At 72.0% G+C, this 17968-nt stretch carries 16 protein-coding genes; 15 read left to right on the forward strand and 1 reads right to left on the reverse strand.

The window, feature by feature from the left end; genetic code table 11:
- The first annotated feature begins 307 nt into the window (after positions 1–307).
- On the forward strand, positions 308–589 hold the full coding sequence (locus ACWD11_RS10205; protein WP_007382399.1) for an HU family DNA-binding protein: 282 nt from the start codon (positions 308–310) through the stop codon (positions 587–589).
- A 302-nt stretch (positions 590–891) separates the two neighbouring features.
- Here ACWD11_RS10205 and murA read toward each other — a convergent pair whose 3' ends face one another.
- Entirely contained in the window at positions 892–2232 is a 1341-nt protein-coding gene (murA, locus tag ACWD11_RS10210) for a UDP-N-acetylglucosamine 1-carboxyvinyltransferase (RefSeq protein ID WP_389415711.1), read from the reverse strand.
- A gap of 253 nt (positions 2233–2485) precedes the next feature.
- Between murA and ACWD11_RS10215 the strand changes: the two genes are divergently transcribed.
- The 14 genes from ACWD11_RS10215 (at position 2486) to ACWD11_RS10280 (ending at position 17734) form a co-directional block, all read left to right on the forward strand.
- Positions 2486–3058 (forward strand): YqgE/AlgH family protein, encoded by a 573-nt coding sequence (locus ACWD11_RS10215; RefSeq protein ID WP_186287200.1) that lies wholly within the window; start codon positions 2486–2488, stop codon positions 3056–3058.
- A 30-nt stretch (positions 3059–3088) separates the two neighbouring features.
- Positions 3089–3400, forward strand: a complete 312-nt coding sequence (locus tag ACWD11_RS10220; protein ID WP_389415712.1) for a DUF3039 domain-containing protein — start codon at positions 3089–3091, stop codon at positions 3398–3400.
- 200 nt (positions 3401–3600) lie between these two features.
- Positions 3601–4893 (forward strand): extracellular solute-binding protein, encoded by a 1293-nt coding sequence (locus tag ACWD11_RS10225; protein WP_451282399.1) that lies wholly within the window; start codon positions 3601–3603, stop codon positions 4891–4893.
- Positions 4894–4898: 5 nt separating this feature from the next.
- Positions 4899–5780 carry a carbohydrate ABC transporter permease gene (locus tag ACWD11_RS10230; RefSeq protein WP_389415714.1) on the forward strand — a complete coding sequence of 294 codons (882 nt, stop codon included), beginning with the start codon at positions 4899–4901 and terminating at the stop codon, positions 5778–5780.
- Entirely contained in the window at positions 5777–6622 is an 846-nt protein-coding gene (locus tag ACWD11_RS10235; protein ID WP_389415715.1) for a carbohydrate ABC transporter permease, read from the forward strand. The genes ACWD11_RS10230 and ACWD11_RS10235 overlap by 4 nt, the downstream gene beginning before the upstream one ends.
- 1 nt (position 6623) lies before the next feature.
- On the forward strand, positions 6624–8252 hold the full coding sequence (locus tag ACWD11_RS10240) for a beta-N-acetylhexosaminidase (protein ID WP_451282402.1): 1629 nt from the start codon (positions 6624–6626) through the stop codon (positions 8250–8252).
- 225 nt (positions 8253–8477) lie between these two features.
- On the forward strand, positions 8478–9371 hold the full coding sequence (locus ACWD11_RS10245) for an FAD binding domain-containing protein (RefSeq protein WP_389415717.1): 894 nt from the start codon (positions 8478–8480) through the stop codon (positions 9369–9371).
- Positions 9368–10807, forward strand: a complete 1440-nt coding sequence (locus ACWD11_RS10250) for a 2Fe-2S iron-sulfur cluster-binding protein (protein ID WP_389415718.1) — start codon at positions 9368–9370, stop codon at positions 10805–10807. The genes ACWD11_RS10245 and ACWD11_RS10250 overlap by 4 nt, the downstream gene beginning before the upstream one ends.
- Positions 10804–13116 (forward strand): xanthine dehydrogenase family protein molybdopterin-binding subunit, encoded by a 2313-nt coding sequence (locus tag ACWD11_RS10255; protein WP_389415719.1) that lies wholly within the window; start codon positions 10804–10806, stop codon positions 13114–13116. The genes ACWD11_RS10250 and ACWD11_RS10255 overlap by 4 nt, the downstream gene beginning before the upstream one ends.
- Positions 13117–13187: 71 nt before the next feature.
- Positions 13188–13721: an SUKH-4 family immunity protein gene (locus ACWD11_RS10260; protein WP_389415720.1), complete on the forward strand. Its 534-nt coding sequence runs from the start codon at positions 13188–13190 to the stop codon at positions 13719–13721.
- 58 nt (positions 13722–13779) lie between these two features.
- On the forward strand, positions 13780–15240 hold the full coding sequence (locus ACWD11_RS10265) for an MFS transporter (RefSeq protein WP_389415721.1): 1461 nt from the start codon (positions 13780–13782) through the stop codon (positions 15238–15240).
- Between the two features lie 22 nt (positions 15241–15262).
- Positions 15263–15463, forward strand: coding sequence for a hypothetical protein (locus tag ACWD11_RS10270; RefSeq protein WP_389415722.1), 201 nt, complete (start codon positions 15263–15265; stop codon positions 15461–15463).
- Entirely contained in the window at positions 15460–15834 is a 375-nt protein-coding gene (locus ACWD11_RS10275) for a type II toxin-antitoxin system death-on-curing family toxin (RefSeq protein WP_451282405.1), read from the forward strand. Before ACWD11_RS10270 ends, ACWD11_RS10275 begins: the two co-directional genes overlap by 4 nt.
- 106 nt (positions 15835–15940) lie before the next feature.
- Positions 15941–17734 carry a DEAD/DEAH box helicase gene (locus ACWD11_RS10280; RefSeq protein ID WP_389415724.1) on the forward strand — a complete coding sequence of 598 codons (1794 nt, stop codon included), beginning with the start codon at positions 15941–15943 and terminating at the stop codon, positions 17732–17734.
- The last annotated feature ends 234 nt before the right edge of the window (positions 17735–17968 follow it).

A 17968-nucleotide genomic window follows, 5' to 3' on the forward strand; every position in this document is an offset into this window, starting at 1 on the left:
GCCACGGCAAGTCTTTGTCGCGGCGCGTCGTGGAACCGGCGGCCCGGGGCATCCGTTTATGGTGACGGCCAGGCTCAGACCCTCTTTTCGTGTGACTCCCAAGGGTGTTCTCACGACTCGGACGGGTGCCGGATTGGCTTTCCCGCCGCAGGTAGGGGCAGGATGCGTCTCTGGGCGCGAGGGTCTGACGACGGACCCGGGTCCGGGGACTGTCCGAGGACCCTGGCAGCATCGGCTTCGCTGTGCCCACTATGCGGCTCCGCCGCGTGGCACGCCTCAACAGCAAGAAGAACACGGGAGTAACAACATGAACCGCAGTGAGCTGGTGGCCGCCCTGGCCGACCGCGCCGAGGTGACCCGCAAGGACGCCGATGCCGTGCTGGCCGCGTTCGCCGAGACCGTCGGCGAGATCGTCGCCAAGGGCGACGAGAAGGTCACCATCCCCGGCTTCCTGACTTTCGAGCGCACCCACCGTGCCGCTCGCACCGCGCGCAACCCGCAGACCGGCGACCCGATCCAGATCCCGGCCGGCTACAGCGTCAAGGTCTCCGCGGGCTCGAAGCTCAAGGAAGCCGCCAAGGGCAAGTAAGGGCGCCTGTTCGCCGTTGCGGCTCGGCGCCGTGGGCGACTGCGGGCCCGTTGTGGTTCCTCGCGCAGTTCCCCGCGCCCCTGACCGGCGTGCAGTGAACGCGCATGGGGCGGTCACCCTGAACGGGGTGACCGCCCCATCGGCGTTCGTACGACGGCCCCGGCTACCCGAGCGCCTTGCCCGGCAGCTCCACCTTCGCGCCGAGCTCAACGAGCTTCTCCATGCTGTGCTTGCCCGGGGGATGACCCCCGGACCCCCAGCCGCAGGCAGGCGTGCTCGGGGCCGCAGTCAGGGGTGCGCCGTCAGCCGAGCGCCTTGCCCGGCAGCTCCACCTTCGCGCCGAGCTCAACGAGCTTCTCCATGAAGTTCTCGTAGCCGCGGTTGATGAGTTCGATGCCGTGGACTCGGGAGGTGCCCTGGGCCGCGAGGGCTGCGATGAGGTAGGAGAAGCCGCCGCGGAGGTCGGGGATGACCAGGTCGGCGCCCTGGAGCTTCGTGGGGCCGGACACGACCGCGGAGTGCAGGAAGTTGCGCTGGCCGAAGCGGCAGTCGGAGCCGCCGAGGCACTCACGGTAGAGCTGGATGTGGGCGCCCATCTGGTTGAGCGCGGAGGTGAAGCCGAGGCGGGACTCGTAGACCGTCTCGTGGACGATCGACAGGCCCGTCGCCTGGGTGAGGGCCACCACCAGCGGCTGCTGCCAGTCCGTCTGGAAGCCGGGGTGCACGTCCGTCTCCAGGGCGATGGACGTCAACTGGCCACCGGGGTGCCAGAAACGGATGCCCTCGTCGTCGATCCGGAAGGCGCCGCCCACCTTGCGGTAGGTGTTCAGGAACGTCATCATCGAGCGCTGCTGGGCGCCACGGACGTAGATGTTGCCCTCGGTCGCCAGCGCCGCGGACGCCCAGGAGGCCGCCTCCAGCCGGTCCGGCAGCGCGCGGTGGTTGTAGCCGCCGAGCTTGTCCACACCGGTGATGCGGATCGTGCGGTCGGTGTCCATCGCGATGATGGCGCCCATTTTCTGCAGGACGCAGATCAGGTCCTCGATCTCGGGCTCCACGGCCGCGTTCGAGAGCTCGGTGACGCCCTCCGCGAGGACGGCCGTCAGCAGCACCTGCTCGGTCGCGCCCACCGACGGGTACGGCAGCCGGATCTTCGTGCCGCGCAGCCGCTGCGGAGCCTCCAGGAACTGGCCGTCCGCCCGCTTCTCGATGGTCGCCCCGAACTGCCGCAGCACCTCGAAGTGGAAGTCGATGGGCCGGCCGCCGATGTCGCAGCCGCCGAGACCGGGGATGAACGCGTGCCCGAGGCGGTGCAGGAGCGGGCCGCAGAAGAGGATCGGGATGCGCGAGGAGCCCGCGTGGGCATCGATGTCAGCGACGTTCGCGCTCTCCACGTGCGAGGGGTCCATCACCAGTTCGCCGGGCTCCTCGCCCGGACGGACCGTCACCCCGTGCAATTGCAGCAGCCCGCGTACGACTCGCACGTCACGGATGTCCGGAACGTTGCGCAGCCGGCTTGGCTCACTGCCCAGCAGGGCGGCGACCATCGCCTTCGGCACGAGGTTCTTCGCGCCGCGGACACGGATCTCGCCCTCCAGCGGGGTTCCGCCGTGGACAAGCAGGACATCGTCGTTGACGGTCATGTATCTCGCGTTCCGATGAGTGGGGCAGGGGCCGAGGAAACAGGGTAATCGCCGTGGGCCCCCCTTCTGTAAGCCCGCGTACGGCCCGGATGCGTCATAGCTGTGTCACAACACGAACCGTTCGCCGCCGGGCACGAGCGGTCACCGGGGCCCGGCGCGCGCCGGGAGCGCTCGATTCCGTCGCTGAGCTGCGTTCACTCCCTTACCCGCATTGCCTCCCCACGCGAAGCGAAGATGCGGGATCATGTCTGGCATGACCGAGGTGTCCTCGCTCACAGGGCGGCTGCTCGTGGCCACGCCCGCCCTGGCGGACCCGAACTTCGACCGCGCGGTGGTGCTGCTCCTCGACCACGACGAGGAGGGCTCCCTCGGCGTCGTCCTCAACCGTCCGACCCCGGTGGACGTGGGCGACATCCTGGAGGGCTGGGGCGACCTGGCCGGTGAACCCGGCGTCGTCTTCCAGGGCGGCCCGGTCTCCCTCGACTCCGCCCTCGGCGTCGCCGTCATCCCCGGCGGGGCGAGCGGCGAGAGCGCGCCGCTGGGCTGGCGTCGGGTGCACGGCGCGATCGGGCTCGTGGACCTGGAGGCCCCGCCCGAGCTGCTCGCCTCGGCCCTCGGCTCGCTGCGGATCTTCGCCGGGTACGCCGGCTGGGGGCCCGGCCAGCTGGAGGACGAGCTGGTGGAGGGCGCCTGGTACGTCGTGGAGTCCGAGCCCGGTGACGTGTCGTCCCCGGCCCCGGAGCGGCTCTGGCGCGAGGTCCTGCGCAGGCAGCGCAACGAACTCGCGATGGTGGCCACGTATCCGGACGACCCTTCGCTCAACTGACGCATGTGAGCTTCAGTACTCTTGGTTGTTATGAGCACTCTTGAGCCTGAGACCCAGCCGCAGCCGCAGCGCGGGACTGGTACGGGGACCCTCGTAGAGCCGACGCCGCAGGTGTCCCACGGCGACGGTGACCACGAGCGCTTCGCCCACTACGTCCAGAAGGACAAGATCATGGCGAGCGCCCTCGACGGGACGCCCGTCGTGGCGCTGTGCGGCAAGGTCTGGGTGCCCGGCCGCGACCCGAAGAAGTACCCCGTGTGCCCCATGTGCAAGGAGATCTACGAGTCCATGGGCGCCGGCGGCGACGACAAGGGCAAGGGCAAGGGCGGCGACAAGAAGTAGACCGCCCGTCGTCCGGCCCTGCGGTCGTCCGACGTTCGAAGGCCCCCGGGGCGCGCTGAGGCGCGTCGCGGGGGCCTTCGCGTTGTCACGAAGTGGTTGAGACCTCTTGTGGACCTGTTCGGGTAGTCCATAACCTCCGGATGTTGTTGTGCAGAGCAAAACAGCCATTGCATATGTTGCAACACCCCGGAGGTTGCTCCATGAAGCTCCCCGCCCGTCTGGCCGTGCTCCTCGCCGTCATGGCCGCCACCGCCTGCGCTCCCCAGACGTCCGACAACTCCTCCTCCGACAAGGACGAGAAGACCGGCACGCTCCGGGTCTGGCTCTTCCAGGAGGTCGGCAACAAGCCGAAGGAGAAGGTCGTCGACTCCGTCCTCGCCGCCTTCGAGAAGGCCCACGAGGGCACCGACGTCACCGTCGAGTACATCCCCGTCGAGACCCGCGCCCAGCGCATCAAGGCCGCCTTCAATGACCCCGCCAGCGCGCCCGACGTCATCGAGTACGGCAACACCGACACCGCCGGCTATGTACGGGACGGCGGACTCCTCGACGTCACCGGGGAGTTCGGCGCCTGGGCGGAGGCCGAGGACACCGACCCCACGGCGAAACAGTCGGTCACCGTGGACGGCAAGGTGTACGGCGCGCCCTTCTTCGTCGGCGTACGGGCGCTGTACTACCGCACGGACGTCTTCGACGAGCTCGGGCTCGACGTACCGCGGACCCAGGCCGAACTGGTCTCCACCGCGAAGGAGATCCGGGCCGCCGAGCCCGGGATGTACGGGCTCGCGGTCGGCGGCGCCTACACCTACGGCGCGATGCCGTTCGTCTGGGCCCACGGCGGCGACCTCGCCACGGGCAAGGGCGGCTCGTACGCCTCCGCCATCGACAGCCCGGCCGCGCGGAAGGGCATCAAGGCGTACACCTCCCTCTTCGGCGACGACAACTGCCCCGCCTCGACCTGCGCCGGCATGGGCGGCAACGACACGGTGACCGCGTTCGCCTCCGGCAAGGCGGGGATGGCGATCGGCGGGGACTTCAGCCATGCGGCCGTGGAGGCGGGGAAGGTCAAGGGCAAGTACGCGGTCGTGCCGCTGCCGGGAGCGGAGGCGGGCTCCATCGCTCCCGCCTTCGCGGGCGGCAACAACATCGGCGTACTGAAGAGCACCGCGCACCGCACCCTCGCGGTCGACCTGATGAAGCGGCTCGCGTCCAAGCGGACGCAGGCGGCCATGTTCGACGCGATGGGCTTCCTGCCGACCTTCTCCGACGTACGGCAGCGGGCGGCGGCGAAGGAGCCGTTCGTGAAGCCGTTCGTCGAGACCCTGGGCGCCGGCGCGAAGTTCGTCCCGGCGTCGCCGGCCTGGTCGCAGATCGACTCCTCGCTCGTCCTGCCGACGATGTTCCAGGAGATCGTGAGCGGCAAGAAGTCGGTGGCCGAGGCCTCGGCGGACGCGGCGCGGAAGATGAACGACGCGTTCGGTTCCGTCGGGTGACCTCCATGACCCACCGTGCCACCTGGACCCCCTGGCTCTACCTCGCCCCCGCGCTCGTCGTCCTCGGCGGCCTGCTCGCCTACCCCATCTACCAGCTCGGGCTCATCTCCCTCTTCCACTACACGCAGGCCCAGGTCAGCGGGGGAGAGCCGACCACCTTCGAAGGGTTCGGGAACTACGCCGAGCTGTTCGGGGACTCCCGGTTCTGGGAGGTGCTGCTGGCGACCGTGGTGTTCGCGGCGGCGTGCGTCGTGTCGACGCTGGCCGTCGGGTGCGCGCTGGCGGTCCTGCTCACCCGGGTGCGTGCCGTGCCCCGGCTCGCCCTGATGCTCGCGGCGCTGGGGGCCTGGGCCACCCCCGCCGTCACCGGCTCCACGGTCTGGCTGTTCCTCTTCGACGCCGAATCCGGCCCGGTGAACCGCCTGTTGGGCCTCGGCGACCACTCATGGACGTACGGGCGGTACAGCGCCTTCTTCCTGGTCCTGCTCGAAGTGGTCTGGTGCTCCTTCCCGTTCGTGATGGTCACGGTCTACGCCGGCATCCGCGCCGTACCGGCCGAAGTGCTGGAGGCCGCCGCCCTGGACGGCGCCTCGCAGTGGCGGATCTGGCGGTCCGTGCTCACGCCGATCCTGCGCCCGATCCTGGTCGTCGTCACCGTCCAGTCGGTCATCTGGGACTTCAAGGTCTTCACGCAGATCTACGTCATGACCAACGGCGGCGGCATCGCGGGCCAGAACCTGGTGCTCAACGTGTACGCGTACCAGCAGGCGTTCGCGTCCTCGCAGTACGGCCTCGGCTCGGCGATCGGGGTCGTGATGCTGCTGATCCTGCTCGCCGTGACCCTGGGGTACCTGCGGCTGCTGCGCCGGCAGGGGGAGGAGCTGTGAAACTTCCTCGGGGCCTTGTGGCCCGGCCGTGGCGGTTCGCCGCCGAAGCGACCGCCCTGCTGGTCGCGGCGGTCGTCGCCTTCCCGCTGTACTGGATGGTGCTCAGCGCCTTCAAACCGGCCGGTGAGATCGAGTCGACCGAGGCGCGGCCCTGGACGACGGCGCCCTCACTGGATTCCTTCCGGCGCGTGTTCGAACAGCAGGAATTCGGCCGCTACTTCCTCAACAGCCTTGTCGTGGCGGGGGCCGTGGTGATCGCCTCGGCACTGATCGCGTTTCTCGCGGCGACCGCCGTGACCCGATTCCGGTTCCGCTTCCGGACCACCTTGCTGATCATGTTTCTGGTGGCCCAGACGGTGCCCGTGGAGGCCCTCACCATCCCGTTGTTCTTCCTCATGCGGGACGCCGGTCAGCTGAACACGCTGGGCTCGCTGATCCTGCCGCACATCGCCTTCTCGCTGCCGTTCGCGATCTGGATGCTGCGGGGTTTCGTGAAAGCGGTCCCGGAGTCCCTGGAGGAGGCCGCGTACCTCGACGGGGCGAGCCGGGCGCGCTTTCTGTGGCAGATCCTTTTCCCGCTCGTACTGCCGGGGCTGGTGGCCACGAGCGTGTTTTCCTTCATCTCGGCCTGGAACGACTTCCTGTTCGCCAAGTCGTTCATCATCAGCGACACCTCGCAGTCGACGCTGCCGATGGCCCTGCTGGTCTTCTACAAGCCGGACGAGCCGGACTGGGGCGGCGTGATGGCCGCGTCGACGGTGATGACGATTCCGGTGCTGGTGTTCTTCGTACTCGTACAGCGACGGCTGGTCTCGGGGCTGGGCGGAGCGGTAAAGGACTGACGTGACTGAACTGATTCCGGTGCCGCGTGATGTGACGACCTGTGGTGCGCACTTCTACGAGTTGGGCCCCGCGACGAGGATGTCCGCGGGAGAGGGCACGGAACGGACGGAACGCTGGCTGCGCGCCACGCTGGGCGCGGCCTGCGGCCTGCCGCTGGCACCCGGGAGGGCGGACGAGGACGACGTCATCCGCCTGTCCATCCACCCGATGGTCACCAAGGACCTCGGGGAGGAGGGCTACCGCGTCGACGTCCTGCCCCAGGGGGTGCACGTGGTGGGCGGCGGCCCCGCGGGTCTCTTCTGGGGCGCCCAGACGCTACGGCAGTTGCTCGGCCCGGACGCCTTCCGGCGCGCCCCGCTGCCCGGACGGCGATGGAAGGTGCCCCTGCTCCACGTCCAGGACTCACCCCGCTTCGGCTGGCGCGGCCTCATGCTCGACGTGGCCCGGCACTTCATGCCCAAGGACGGGGTCCTGCGCTACCTCGACCTGATGGCCGCGCACAAACTCAACGTCCTCCACTTCCACTTGACCGACGACCAGGGCTGGCGCGTCGAGATCAGGAAGTACCCCCGGCTCACCGAGGTCGGCTCCTGGCGGGCCCGTACGAAATTCGGCCACCGCGCCTCCCCGCTGTGGGAGGAGAAGCCGCACGGGGGCTACTACACCCAGGACGACATCCGCGAGATCGTCGCCTACGCCGCCGAGCGGCATATCACCGTCGTCCCCGAAATCGACGTGCCCGGCCACTCGCAGGCCGCCATCGCCGCGTATCCGGAACTCGGCAACACCGACGTCATCGACACCGCCTCCCTGACGGTCTGGGACACCTGGGGAATCACCGCCAACGTACTCGCCCCCACTGACAACACCCTGCGCTTCTACGAGGGGGTGTTCGAGGAACTCCTGGAGCTGTTCCCCTCGGAGTTCATCCATGTCGGCGGCGACGAATGCCTGAAGGACCAGTGGCGGCGGTCACCGGCCGCCCAGGCCCGTATCGCGGAACTCGGACTCGCCGGCGAGGACGGCCTCCAGGCGTGGTTCATCGGGCACTTCGACACCTGGCTCTCCGCGCGCGGGCGCAGGCTCATCGGCTGGGACGAGATCCTGGAGGGCGGCCTCGCCAAGGGCGCCGCCGTCTCGTCGTGGCGCGGCTACGAGGGCGGAATCGCCGCCGCGCGCGCGGGACACGACGTCGTCATGTGCCCGGAGCAGTACGTGTACTTGGACCACCGCCAGGACGCGGGCGAGGACGAGCCGGTGCCCATCGGCTACGTCCGCACCCTGGAGGACGTCTACCGGTTCGAGCCCGTTCCGGACGCCCTGACCGAGCGGGAGGCCCGGCATGTGCTCGGGACGCAGGCCAATGTGTGGACCGAGGTGATGGAGGATTCCGCGCGCGTGGACTACCAGGCGTTTCCCCGACTCGCGGCCTTCGCCGAGGTGGCGTGGAGCCGCCTGCCCGCCCCGGACGAGCGGGACTTCGCCGACTTCGAGCGGCGGATGACGGCCCATTACGCCCGCCTCGACGCCCTGGGTGTCGCCTACCGCCCGCCCACCGGGCCGCGTCCGTGGCAGCGGCGACCCGGAGTGCTCGGCCGCCCGCTCGACGGGCCGCCCCCCGACAAGTAGGGGAGAAACCGCGGCAGGGTCACCGAAGAGAGGCAATTCGCACGCACCGGAAATACCGGAAGAAAACGGACCATCTCCCCGGTGAAGTGGGCGAATGCCTCCTAGCGGACCCCCGCGTTCGGGCCCCGCGAAGATGTGCCAGAGTTGCCACGTCCGCCCTGTCAGCACGTACCGTACGGCAGCAACAGGTGGGACCAGGTGGGGCAGCGGGAAGGGGCAGCCGGTTTGACCACGCACGCACCGCAGGCGGGGCAGGCCGTCACGCTGCCCACGACACTGGACGAGGCCGTGGCGGCGCTCGCCGCCGTGCCGGCCGCCGTTCCCGTGGCCGGCGGCACCGATCTGATGACCTCGGTCAACTCCGGGCAGCTCAGACCCGCCGCGCTGGTCGGCCTCGGCAAGATCAGCGAGATCCGCGGCTGGCAGTACCAGGACGGCCACGCCCTGCTCGGCGCCGGGCTCACCCACGCCCGCATGGGCCGCCCCGACTTCGCCGCCCTCATCCCGGCGCTCGCCGCGTCCGCGCGCGCCGCGGGCCCGCCGCAGATCCGCAACGCCGGCACCCTGGGCGGCAACATCGCCACCGCCGCCCCCACCGGCGACGCGCTGCCGGTGCTGGCCGCCCTGGAGGCGACGCTGATCATCGCCGGTCCGGGCGGGGCCCGCCGGGAGATCCCGGTGTCGCATCTGCTGGCCGGCATGGAGATGCTGCGGGCTGGCGAACTCATCGGCTACGTGCGCGTGCCGCTGCTGCACGCCCCCCAGGTCTTCCTCAAGGCGACCGGCCGCACCGGACCCGGGCGCGCCCTCGCCTCCGTGGCCCTGGTCCTCGACCCCGCCCGGCGGGGTGTGCGGTGCGCCGTGGGCGCCATAGCGCCGATGCCGCTGCGGCCCCTGGAGGCCGAGCAGTGGGTCGCGCAGCTGATCGACTGGGACAACGACCGCGCGATCCTGCCGGAGGCGCTGGCCGCCTTCGGCGAGTACGTCGCCGCGGCCTGCATCCCCGAGCCGGGACCGGCCGAGGACGGCTCCGTGGAGCCGCTGCCGCCCGCCGTACTGCACTTGCGGCGCACCGTCGCCGCGCTGGCCCGACGAGCACTGGGGAGGGCGCTGTCGTGACCGACGACCGGCACGGAGAGGGCGCCCGGCAGGGCGCGGGCCGCTGGGACCCGCTGCCGCAGGGCGACTACGACGACGGGGCCACCGCCTTCGTGGAGTTGCCCGAGGGCGGCGTCGACGCCCTGCCGGCCTCCGCCGACAGCCCGCTGGCCGCCCCCGGCCACGGCTATGTGCCGCCGCCCATCACGGTCACGCCCGCCACCACCGCGGGCACCGACCCCGCGGCCACCGGGAGCTGGACGATGCCCCCGGGCGGCGTCCAGTGGCCCGACGCGAACGCGGGCACCGAGGAGGCCGGGAACGACCGGTTCACGTACAACCCCGGCGCCACCGGGCAGTGGACCTTCGAGGACGCCCCGGCCGCCGGGAGCGCGCCCGGCCATGACGTCACCGGCCAGTGGTCGATCCCCGTCGCGGGCGGCGACCTTCCGGACGAATCAGGCGAGTTCACCACCTCCGCGCTGGTCGAGCAGTGGGGCGGCACCCCGCCGGCCACCCTCCCCGGCGGCGCGGCCGCGCCCTGGGCGACCGAGGCGATCGGCGAGCCGTGGGGGCCGCGCCCGCCCGAACCGGCCGAGCACACCGCCGAGCCGCACGCCCCGCACGCGCACGTGCCCGCCGACGCCGGGACGGCCGAACCCGAACAGCCCGCGCCCGACGCCCCCGAGGAGTCTCAGCGGGCCTCACAGGACGCTCCAGAGGCCCGTGAGGCCGACGGGGCCGACGAGGAGGCCCAGGAGCCCGGGGGAGCCGGGAACGCCGCCGAGAGCGCCGTAGAGCCGTCCGCGTCCTCCGAGTCCTCGCTGCCCGGTGAGGAACACCCCCTCGCCTCCTACGTGCTGCGGGTGAACGGCGCCGACCGGCCCGTCACCGACGCCTGGATCGGCGAGTCGCTGCTGTACGTGCTGCGCGAGCGGCTCGGGCTCGCGGGTGCCAAGGACGGCTGCTCGCAGGGCGAGTGCGGGGCCTGCAACGTCCAGGTCGACGGACGGCTCGTCGCCTCCTGCCTGGTGCCCGCCGTGACCGCCGCCGGCAGCGAGGTCCGCACCGTCGAAGGGCTCGCCGCCGACGGACAGCCCTCCGACGTGCAGCGCGCGCTCGCCCGGTGCGGCGCCGTGCAGTGCGGCTTCTGCGTGCCCGGCATGGCGATGACCGTGCACGACCTGCTGGAGGGCAACCCCGCCCCGACCGAGCTGGAGACCCGCCAGGCGCTCTGCGGCAACCTGTGCCGCTGCTCCGGCTACCGGGGCGTCGTCGACGCGGTCAAGGAGGTCGTCGCCGAACGCGAGGCGCACAGCGCCGGCGACGGCGACTCCGACGAGGCACGCATCCCGCACCAGGCGGGCCCCGGGGGCGGCGGGGTGCATCCGTCGGCCTTCGAGCCCCGCCAGGCACCGCATGACCAGGCGTACGGACAGGACGGAGGCCAGGCGTGAGCAACGAAGCCGCCACCGCGCCCACCCCCGCGGAGACAGCCCCCGCCCCCGAACCGATCCCGCACGGCCTCGGCGCCTCCCTGCCGTCCGCCGACGCCCGGGCCAAGACCGAGGGCACCTTCCCCTACGCGGCCGACCTGTGGGCCGAGGGCCTGCTGTGGGCGGCCGTGCTGCGCTCCCCGCACGCGCACGCGCGCATCCTGTCGATCGACACCACCCACGCGCGCGAGATGCCCGGCGTGCACGCCGTCGTCACCCACGAGGACGTCCCCGGCACCCCGGTGCACGGCCGCGGCAAGGCCGACCGCCCGGTCTTCGCCTCCGAGGTGGTCCGCCACCACGGCGAGCCCATCGCCGCCGTCGCCGCCGACCACCCCGACACCGCGCGCATGGCCGCGGCGGCCGTCATCGTCGAGTACGAAGTGCTCGACCCGGTCACCGACCCCGAGCACGCCTTCGAGGCCGAACCGCTGCACCCCGACGGCAACCTGATCCGGCACATCCCGCTGCGCCACGGCGACCCCGACGCGGCCGGCGAGATCGTCGTCGAGGGCCTCTACCGCATCGGCCGCCAGGACCCGGCGCCCATCGGCGCCGAGGCGGGCCTCGCGGTGCCCCGTCCGGACGGCGGGGTGGAGCTGTACCTGGCCTCCACCGACCCGCACACCGACCGCGACACCGCCGCCGCCTGCTACGGACTGGCGCCGGAGCAGGTCAAGGTCGTGGTCACCGGCGTCCCCGGCGCCACCGCCGACCGCGAGGACCAGGGCTTCCAGCTCCCGCTCGGCCTGCTGGCGCTGCGCACCGGCTGCCCGGTGAAGCTGACCGCCACCCGCGAGGAGTCCTTCCTCGGCCACGTCCACCGGCATCCCACGCTGCTCAGATACCGCCATCACGCGGATGCCGAGGGCACGCTGGTGAAGGTCGAGGCGCAGATCCTGCTGGACGCGGGCGCGTACGCGGACACCTCCTCGGAGGCGCTCGCGGCCGCGGTGGCCTTCGCCTGCGGGCCCTACGTCGTCCCCAACGCCTTCATCGAGGGCTGGGCGGTACGCACCAACAACCCGCCCTCCGGCCACGTCCGCGGCGAGGGCGCCATGCAGGTGGCCGCCGCCTACGAGGCGCAGATGGACAAGCTGGCCAAGAAGCTCGGCGTCGACCCGGCGGAGCTGCGCCTGCGCAACGCCCTCGCCACCGGTGACGTCCTGCCCACCGGACAGACGGTGACCTGCCCCGCGCCGGTCGCCGAACTCCTCCAGGCGGTACGCGACTTCCCGCTTCCCCCGCTGCCCAAGGACACCCCCGAGGACGAGTGGCTGCTGCCCGGCGGACCCGAGGGCGCCGGTGAACCGGGCGCGGTGCGCCGGGGCGTGGGCTACGGGCTCGGCATGGTGCACATGCTGGGCGCGGAGGGCGCCGACGAGGTCTCCACGGCCACGGTCAAGGTCCACGACGGGGTCGCCACGGTGCTGTGCGCGGCGGTCGAGACCGGGCAGGGCTTCACCACGCTGGCCCGGCAGATCGTCCAGGACACCCTCGGCATCGACGAGGTCCATGTGGCCCCGGTCGACACCGATCAGCCCCCGGCCGGCGCGGGCTGCCGCGGACGCCACACCTGGGTGTCGGGCGGCGCGGTGGAGCGCGCGGCGAAGATGGTCCGCACCCAGCTGCTCCAGCCCCTGGCGCACAAGTTCGGCATGTCCACCGAGCTCCTCCAGATCACCGACGGCAAGATCACCTCGTACGACGGTGTCCTGTCGACCACCGTGGCCGAGGCGATGGACGGCAAGGAGCTGTGGGCGACCGCGCAGTGCCGTCCGCATCCCACCGAGCCGCTGGACGAGTCGGGACAGGGCGACGCCTTCGTGGGCATGGCGTTCTGCGCGATCCGCGCGGTCGTGGACGTCGACATCGAACTCGGGTCGGTGCGCGTGGTGGAGCTGGCGCTCGCCCAGGACGTCGGCCGGATCCTCAACCCGGCCCAGCTGGTGGCCCGGATCGAGGCGGGCGTCACGCAGGGCGTCGGAATCGCGCTCACCGAGAACCTGCGCACCGCCCGCGGCTCGATCCGGCACCCGGACCTGACGGGGTACGCCCTGCCGACGGCCCTGGACGCGCCGGACATCAAGATCGTGAAGCTGGTGGAGGAACGGGACGTGGTGGCGCCGTTCGGCGCGAAGGCGGTCAGCGCGGTGCCGGTGGTCGCGTCGCCCGCGGCCATCGCCTCGGCGGTGCGCGCCGCGACGGGCCGCCCCGTGAACCGGCTGCCGATCCGCCCCCAGGCGGCGGTGGTGACGGGCGGCGCGTGAGCCGTCGGGCGGGCGTTGTCAGTGGTGCCGCGTAGTGTTCCGAGGGGTTGGGACACGTACGGGGGGACACCATGAACGCGACGATCACCAGGCCGGATCCGCTGCTGCTGGGCGGGCGTCTGATCAGCACCCTGGCGCTGGTCGCGGGCCCGGAACCGGCCGGGCGGGCGGCTGCCGGACTCGCGGTCTCGGTCCCGCCGCGGCTGCTCGCCGAGGAGTTCGGCCGGGCCGGGGTGATGCGCTTCGAGGACGTCGACTTCCCGGCGGCGCTCACCCATGAACCGACCCGCCGCTTCCTGCGCGAGACGGGCCTGCCGGAGGAACACGTCCTGTTCCGCCTGGACCCGGACCTGGTGCTGCCCACCCTGACGGAGGCCTACGCGCACGAGCCCGCCCCGGACCTCCCCGCGGAGGCGAACCGCCTGATACTCCTCGGCCACCTCGACCACCCCCACCGCCTCCTCCTGGACGGCGACTCCGGCACCCTCCTGCTCTGGACCCCCGCCGAGATCCCCCACCCCCTCGACGCGGACATCTCCACCCTCGCCTTCACCCTCTGGCTGCTGCACGGGGCACGAACCGGGGGTCGTACGACCAAGGTCTGAGGGGCGGGGGGACTTCCGGCAGGGGGCAGGGGCGGGCCGGGGCAGCACACTGGCGGGCATGGCCGCCCTCGATCCGCGTGACACCGATGTCCTGAAGACATCCGACGATGCCGAAGCAGTCGACACCGTGCTGAGCCGGTCCTACCGGTCGCTCAGCATCGGGATCGTGTCCGTGGTGCTGCTGATCGCGTTCGAGGCGACGGCCGTGGGGACGGCCATGCCGGTCGCGGCCCGGGAGCTGGACGGCGTGGCGTTGTACGCGTTCGCCTTCTCCGGGTTCTTCACCACCTCCCTGTTCGGGATGGTGCTGGCCGGGCAGTGGGCGGACCGGCGGGGGCCGCTGGGGCCGGTGACCGCCGGGATCGGGGTGCTCGCCGCCGGGTTGCTGCTGGCCGGGACGGCCACCGCGATGTGGGCGTTCGTGCTCGGGCGGGCCGTGCAGGGGCTCGGTGGCGGGCTGGTCATCGTCGGGCTGTACGTGGTGATCGGCCGGGCCTATCCCGACCGGTTGCGGCCCGCCATCGTGGCCGCCTTCGCGGCGAGCTGGGTCGTGCCGTCGATCGTCGGGCCGCTGGCCTCCGGCGTGGTGACCGAGCGGCTCGGGTGGCGGTGGGTGTTCCTCGGCATCCCGGTGCTCGTCGTGTTCCCGCTCGCCCTCGCCCTGCCGCAGATAAGGCGCCGGGCCTCGGGGCCGGTGCCCGGCATGGACCCCTCCTTCGACCGCCGCCGCATCCGGCTCGCCCTCCAGATCGCCCTCGGCGCGGGCCTCCTCCAGTACGCCGCCCAGGACCTGCGCCCGCTCTCCGCGCTGCCCGGCCTGGTGGGCGCCGCCCTGCTCGTCCCGGCCGTCCTGGGCCTCCTCCCGCGCGGCACCTACCGCGCCGCCCGGGGTCTGCCGGCCGTGGTGCTGTTGCGCGGGGTCGCCTCGGGCTCCTTCATCGCCGCCGAGTCGTTCGTACCGCTGATGCTGGTCACCCAGCGGGGGCTCTCCCCGACCCTGGCCGGGTTCTCCCTCGCGGCCGGCGGCGGGACCTGGGCGGCGGGCTCCTGGGTGCAGTCCCGGTCGCGCCTGGAGCCGTACCGGGAGCGGCTGACCACGTTCGGGATGGTGCTGGTGGCGCTTGCCATCGCCGCCGCGCCGAGCGTGCTGATCGACGCCGTGCCCGTGTGGACCCTGGCCGTCGTCTGGGCCTTCGGCTGCTTCGGGATGGGCCTGGTGATCTCCTCCGCCAGCGTGCTGCTGCTGAAGCTCTCCGCGCCCGAGGAGGCCGGCACCAACTCCGCCTCCCTGCAGATCTCCGACGCCCTGTCCAACGTCGTCCTGCTCTGCGTGGGCGGCGCCGCCTTCGCCGCCCTCGGTGGCGGCACGGCGGGCCACACGGTCGCCGCGGCCTCCGGTTCGCCCCCGGCGGCCTTCGCCGCGGTGTTCCTTCCGATGGCGGCGGTGGCGCTGGCGGGAGTGTGGGTGACGACACGGCTGGGCGGCGGGGTGAGCCGTAAATCCGTCGTGGCCCAGTGATCGGGAGCGGTAGCTTCCCGTCATGCACCAGCTGATCCTTCGCCTCCCGTCCACCCTCCGTCACGAGCTCGACGACCTCGCCGACGCCACCGGCCGCCGCCCGGAGGACATCGCGCTGGACGCCGTGGCGCAGCGGGTGGCGCAGGAGGCCGCGCCGGTGCGGGGCGCCGCCGAGTCGCTGGCGCGGGCCCACGCGGATCTGCTGCGCAGGCTCGGCGAATGACCAGACACCTCACCGTCGCGGAGGTCGAGGCCATCGCCCGGATCGCCTTCGGCGGGCGGGCCCCAGAGGCGCGGGACGCCGGGCTGTTCGCCTCCGCCGTGCGCCGGCCGCGCGCCCGGATGTTCGGCACGGAGGCCTACGTCGACCTGTTCGAGCAGGCCGCCGCGCTCCTGCACGCCCTCGCCACGAACCACCCCCTCGTCGACGGCAACAAGCGCACCGCCTGGCTCGCCGCCGCGACCTTCCTCGCCGTCAACGGGGTCGATCTCTCCGCCTGCGACCAGGACACCGCGTACGACCTGGTCATCGATGTCGCCTCCGGAGCGGAGAGTGACATCGCGGTGATCGCGGGGCGGCTGCGGCAGTTGTGATGTGGGTCCCACCCGCCGGTCGCCGGGCGTCGTCGGCACGTTGACCCGACCCGCGCGCCGGTAGGGTGGCCCGGTTGTCATACGTAGCCCGACCCCCACGGAGACCGTGACTACCACCGCCGCTTCCTCCTCGCACCACCTTTCCCCCGCCTTCCCCGGCCGGGCCCCCTGGGGTACCGCCAGCAAGCTGCGTGCCTGGCAGCAGGGGGCGATGGAGAAGTACATCCAGGAGCAGCCGCGTGACTTCCTCGCGGTCGCCACGCCCGGCGCGGGCAAGACCACCTTCGCGCTGACGCTGGCCTCCTGGCTGCTGCACCACCATGTCGTGCAGCAGGTGACCGTGGTCGCGCCGACCGAGCACCTGAAGAAGCAGTGGGCGGACGCGGCCGCGCGGATAGGGATCAAGCTCGACCCCGAGTACAGCGCGGGCCCCCTCGGCAAGGACTACCAGGGCGTCGCGGTGACCTACGCCGGTGTCGGCGTACGCCCGATGCTGCACCGCAACCGCGTCGAGCAGCGCAAGACCCTCGTCATCCTCGACGAGATCCACCACGCCGGTGACTCCAAGTCCTGGGGCGAGGCCTGCCTGGAGGCGTTCGAGCCCGCCACCCGCCGGCTCGCGCTCACCGGTACGCCCTTCCGGTCCGACACCAACCCGATCCCCTTCGTCACGTACGAGGAGGACAACGCGGGCATCCGGCGCTCGGCCGCCGACTACACCTACGGCTACGGATCGGCCCTGACGGACGGGGTCGTGCGGCCCGTCATCTTCCTCTCCTACAGCGGCAACATGCGCTGGCGGACGAAGGCCGGCGACGAGATCGCGGCCCGGCTCGGGGAGCCGATGACCAAGGACGCCGTCTCGCAGGCCTGGCGCACGGCGCTCGATCCGCGCGGCGAGTGGATGCCGAGCGTGCTGCGCGCCGCCGACCAGCGCCTCACCGAGGTCCGCAAGGCCATCCCGGACGCGGGCGCCCTCGTCATCGCCTCCGACCAGGACTCCGCCCGCGCCTACGCCAAGCTCATCCGCGAGATCACGGGCACGAAGGCGACCCTCGTGCTGTCCGACGACGTCGGCGCGTCGAAGCGGATCGACACCTTCAGCGCCGGCGACGACCGCTGGATGGTCGCCGTCCGCATGGTGTCCGAGGGCGTCGACGTGCCCCGGCTCGCCGTCGGCGTGTACGCCACGACCATCTCCACGCCCCTGTTCTTCGCGCAGGCGGTCGGCCGTTTCGTACGGTCCCGGCGGCGCGGCGAAACCGCCTCGGTCTTCCTGCCGACCGTGCCCGACCTGCTCACCTTCGCCAACGAGATGGAGGTCGAGCGCGACCACGCCCTCGACAAGCCGAAGAAGGAGGGCGAGGAGGACCCCTACGCCGAGTCCGAGAAGGAGATGGAGGAGGCGAACAAGGAGCAGGACGAGGACACCGGCGAACAGGAGCAGTTCGCCTTCGAGGCCCTGGAGTCCGAGGCCGTCTTCGACCGGGTCCTCTACGACGGCGCCGAGTTCGGCATGCAGGCGCACCCGGGCAGCGAGGAGGAGCAGGACTACCTCGGCATCCCCGGCCTGCTGGAGCCGGACCAGGTCCAGTTGCTGCTCCAGAAGCGGCAGGCCCGGCAGATCGCGCACAGCCGCAAGAAGCCGGACGCCGAGGCCGACCTCCTCGAACTGCCCGCCGAGCGGCGGCCCGTCGTCTCGCACAAGGAGATGATGGAGCTGCGCAAGAAGCTCAACACGATGGTCAGCGCGTACGTCCACCAGAGCGGCAAGCCGCACGGCGTGATCCACACCGAGCTGCGGCGGGTGTGCGGGGGGCCGCCGAGCGCGGAGGCGACGGCGGGCCAGCTGCGGCAGCGCATCGAGAAGGTCCAGGAGTGGGCGACCCGGATGCGGTGAGACCGGACGTGATGCCCGGAGATTCGTGTGCTGTACGTAACTGGACAAACACAAGCAGGCCGTACCGGCCGGTGCCCGGATTCTGGACGGAGCCTTCCGCTCAGCGAACCGGCTTCGCTACTGTCCCGCTACGCACACGCCCCGTGGCAGCGCCGCCGCGGAGCGCAGCCGTGAAGCGACGCGGTCCGGACTGGCCGGACCGCCGGCCGATCGGCGGCCTCTGAAGCGCGTCAC

It is taken from the genome of Streptomyces sp. NPDC002776, assembly GCF_053592195.1.

Coding starts and splice junctions, on each gene's coding strand:
- ACWD11_RS10225 (WP_451282399.1), top strand. CDS start 3,601: ATGAAGCTCCCCGCCCGTCTGGCCGTGCTCCTCGCCGTCATGGCCGCC.
- ACWD11_RS10205 (WP_007382399.1), top strand. CDS start 308: ATGAACCGCAGTGAGCTGGTGGCCGCCCTGGCCGACCGCGCCGAGGTG.
- ACWD11_RS10230 (WP_389415714.1), top strand. CDS start 4,899: ATGACCCACCGTGCCACCTGGACCCCCTGGCTCTACCTCGCCCCCGCG.
- ACWD11_RS10215 (WP_186287200.1), top strand. CDS start 2,486: ATGACCGAGGTGTCCTCGCTCACAGGGCGGCTGCTCGTGGCCACGCCC.
- ACWD11_RS10275 (WP_451282405.1), top strand. CDS start 15,460: ATGACCAGACACCTCACCGTCGCGGAGGTCGAGGCCATCGCCCGGATC.
- ACWD11_RS10220 (WP_389415712.1), top strand. CDS start 3,089: ATGAGCACTCTTGAGCCTGAGACCCAGCCGCAGCCGCAGCGCGGGACT.
- ACWD11_RS10270 (WP_389415722.1), top strand. CDS start 15,263: ATGCACCAGCTGATCCTTCGCCTCCCGTCCACCCTCCGTCACGAGCTC.
- ACWD11_RS10260 (WP_389415720.1), top strand. CDS start 13,188: ATGAACGCGACGATCACCAGGCCGGATCCGCTGCTGCTGGGCGGGCGT.
- murA (WP_389415711.1), bottom strand. CDS start 2,232: ATGACCGTCAACGACGATGTCCTGCTTGTCCACGGCGGAACCCCGCTG.
- ACWD11_RS10265 (WP_389415721.1), top strand. CDS start 13,780: ATGGCCGCCCTCGATCCGCGTGACACCGATGTCCTGAAGACATCCGAC.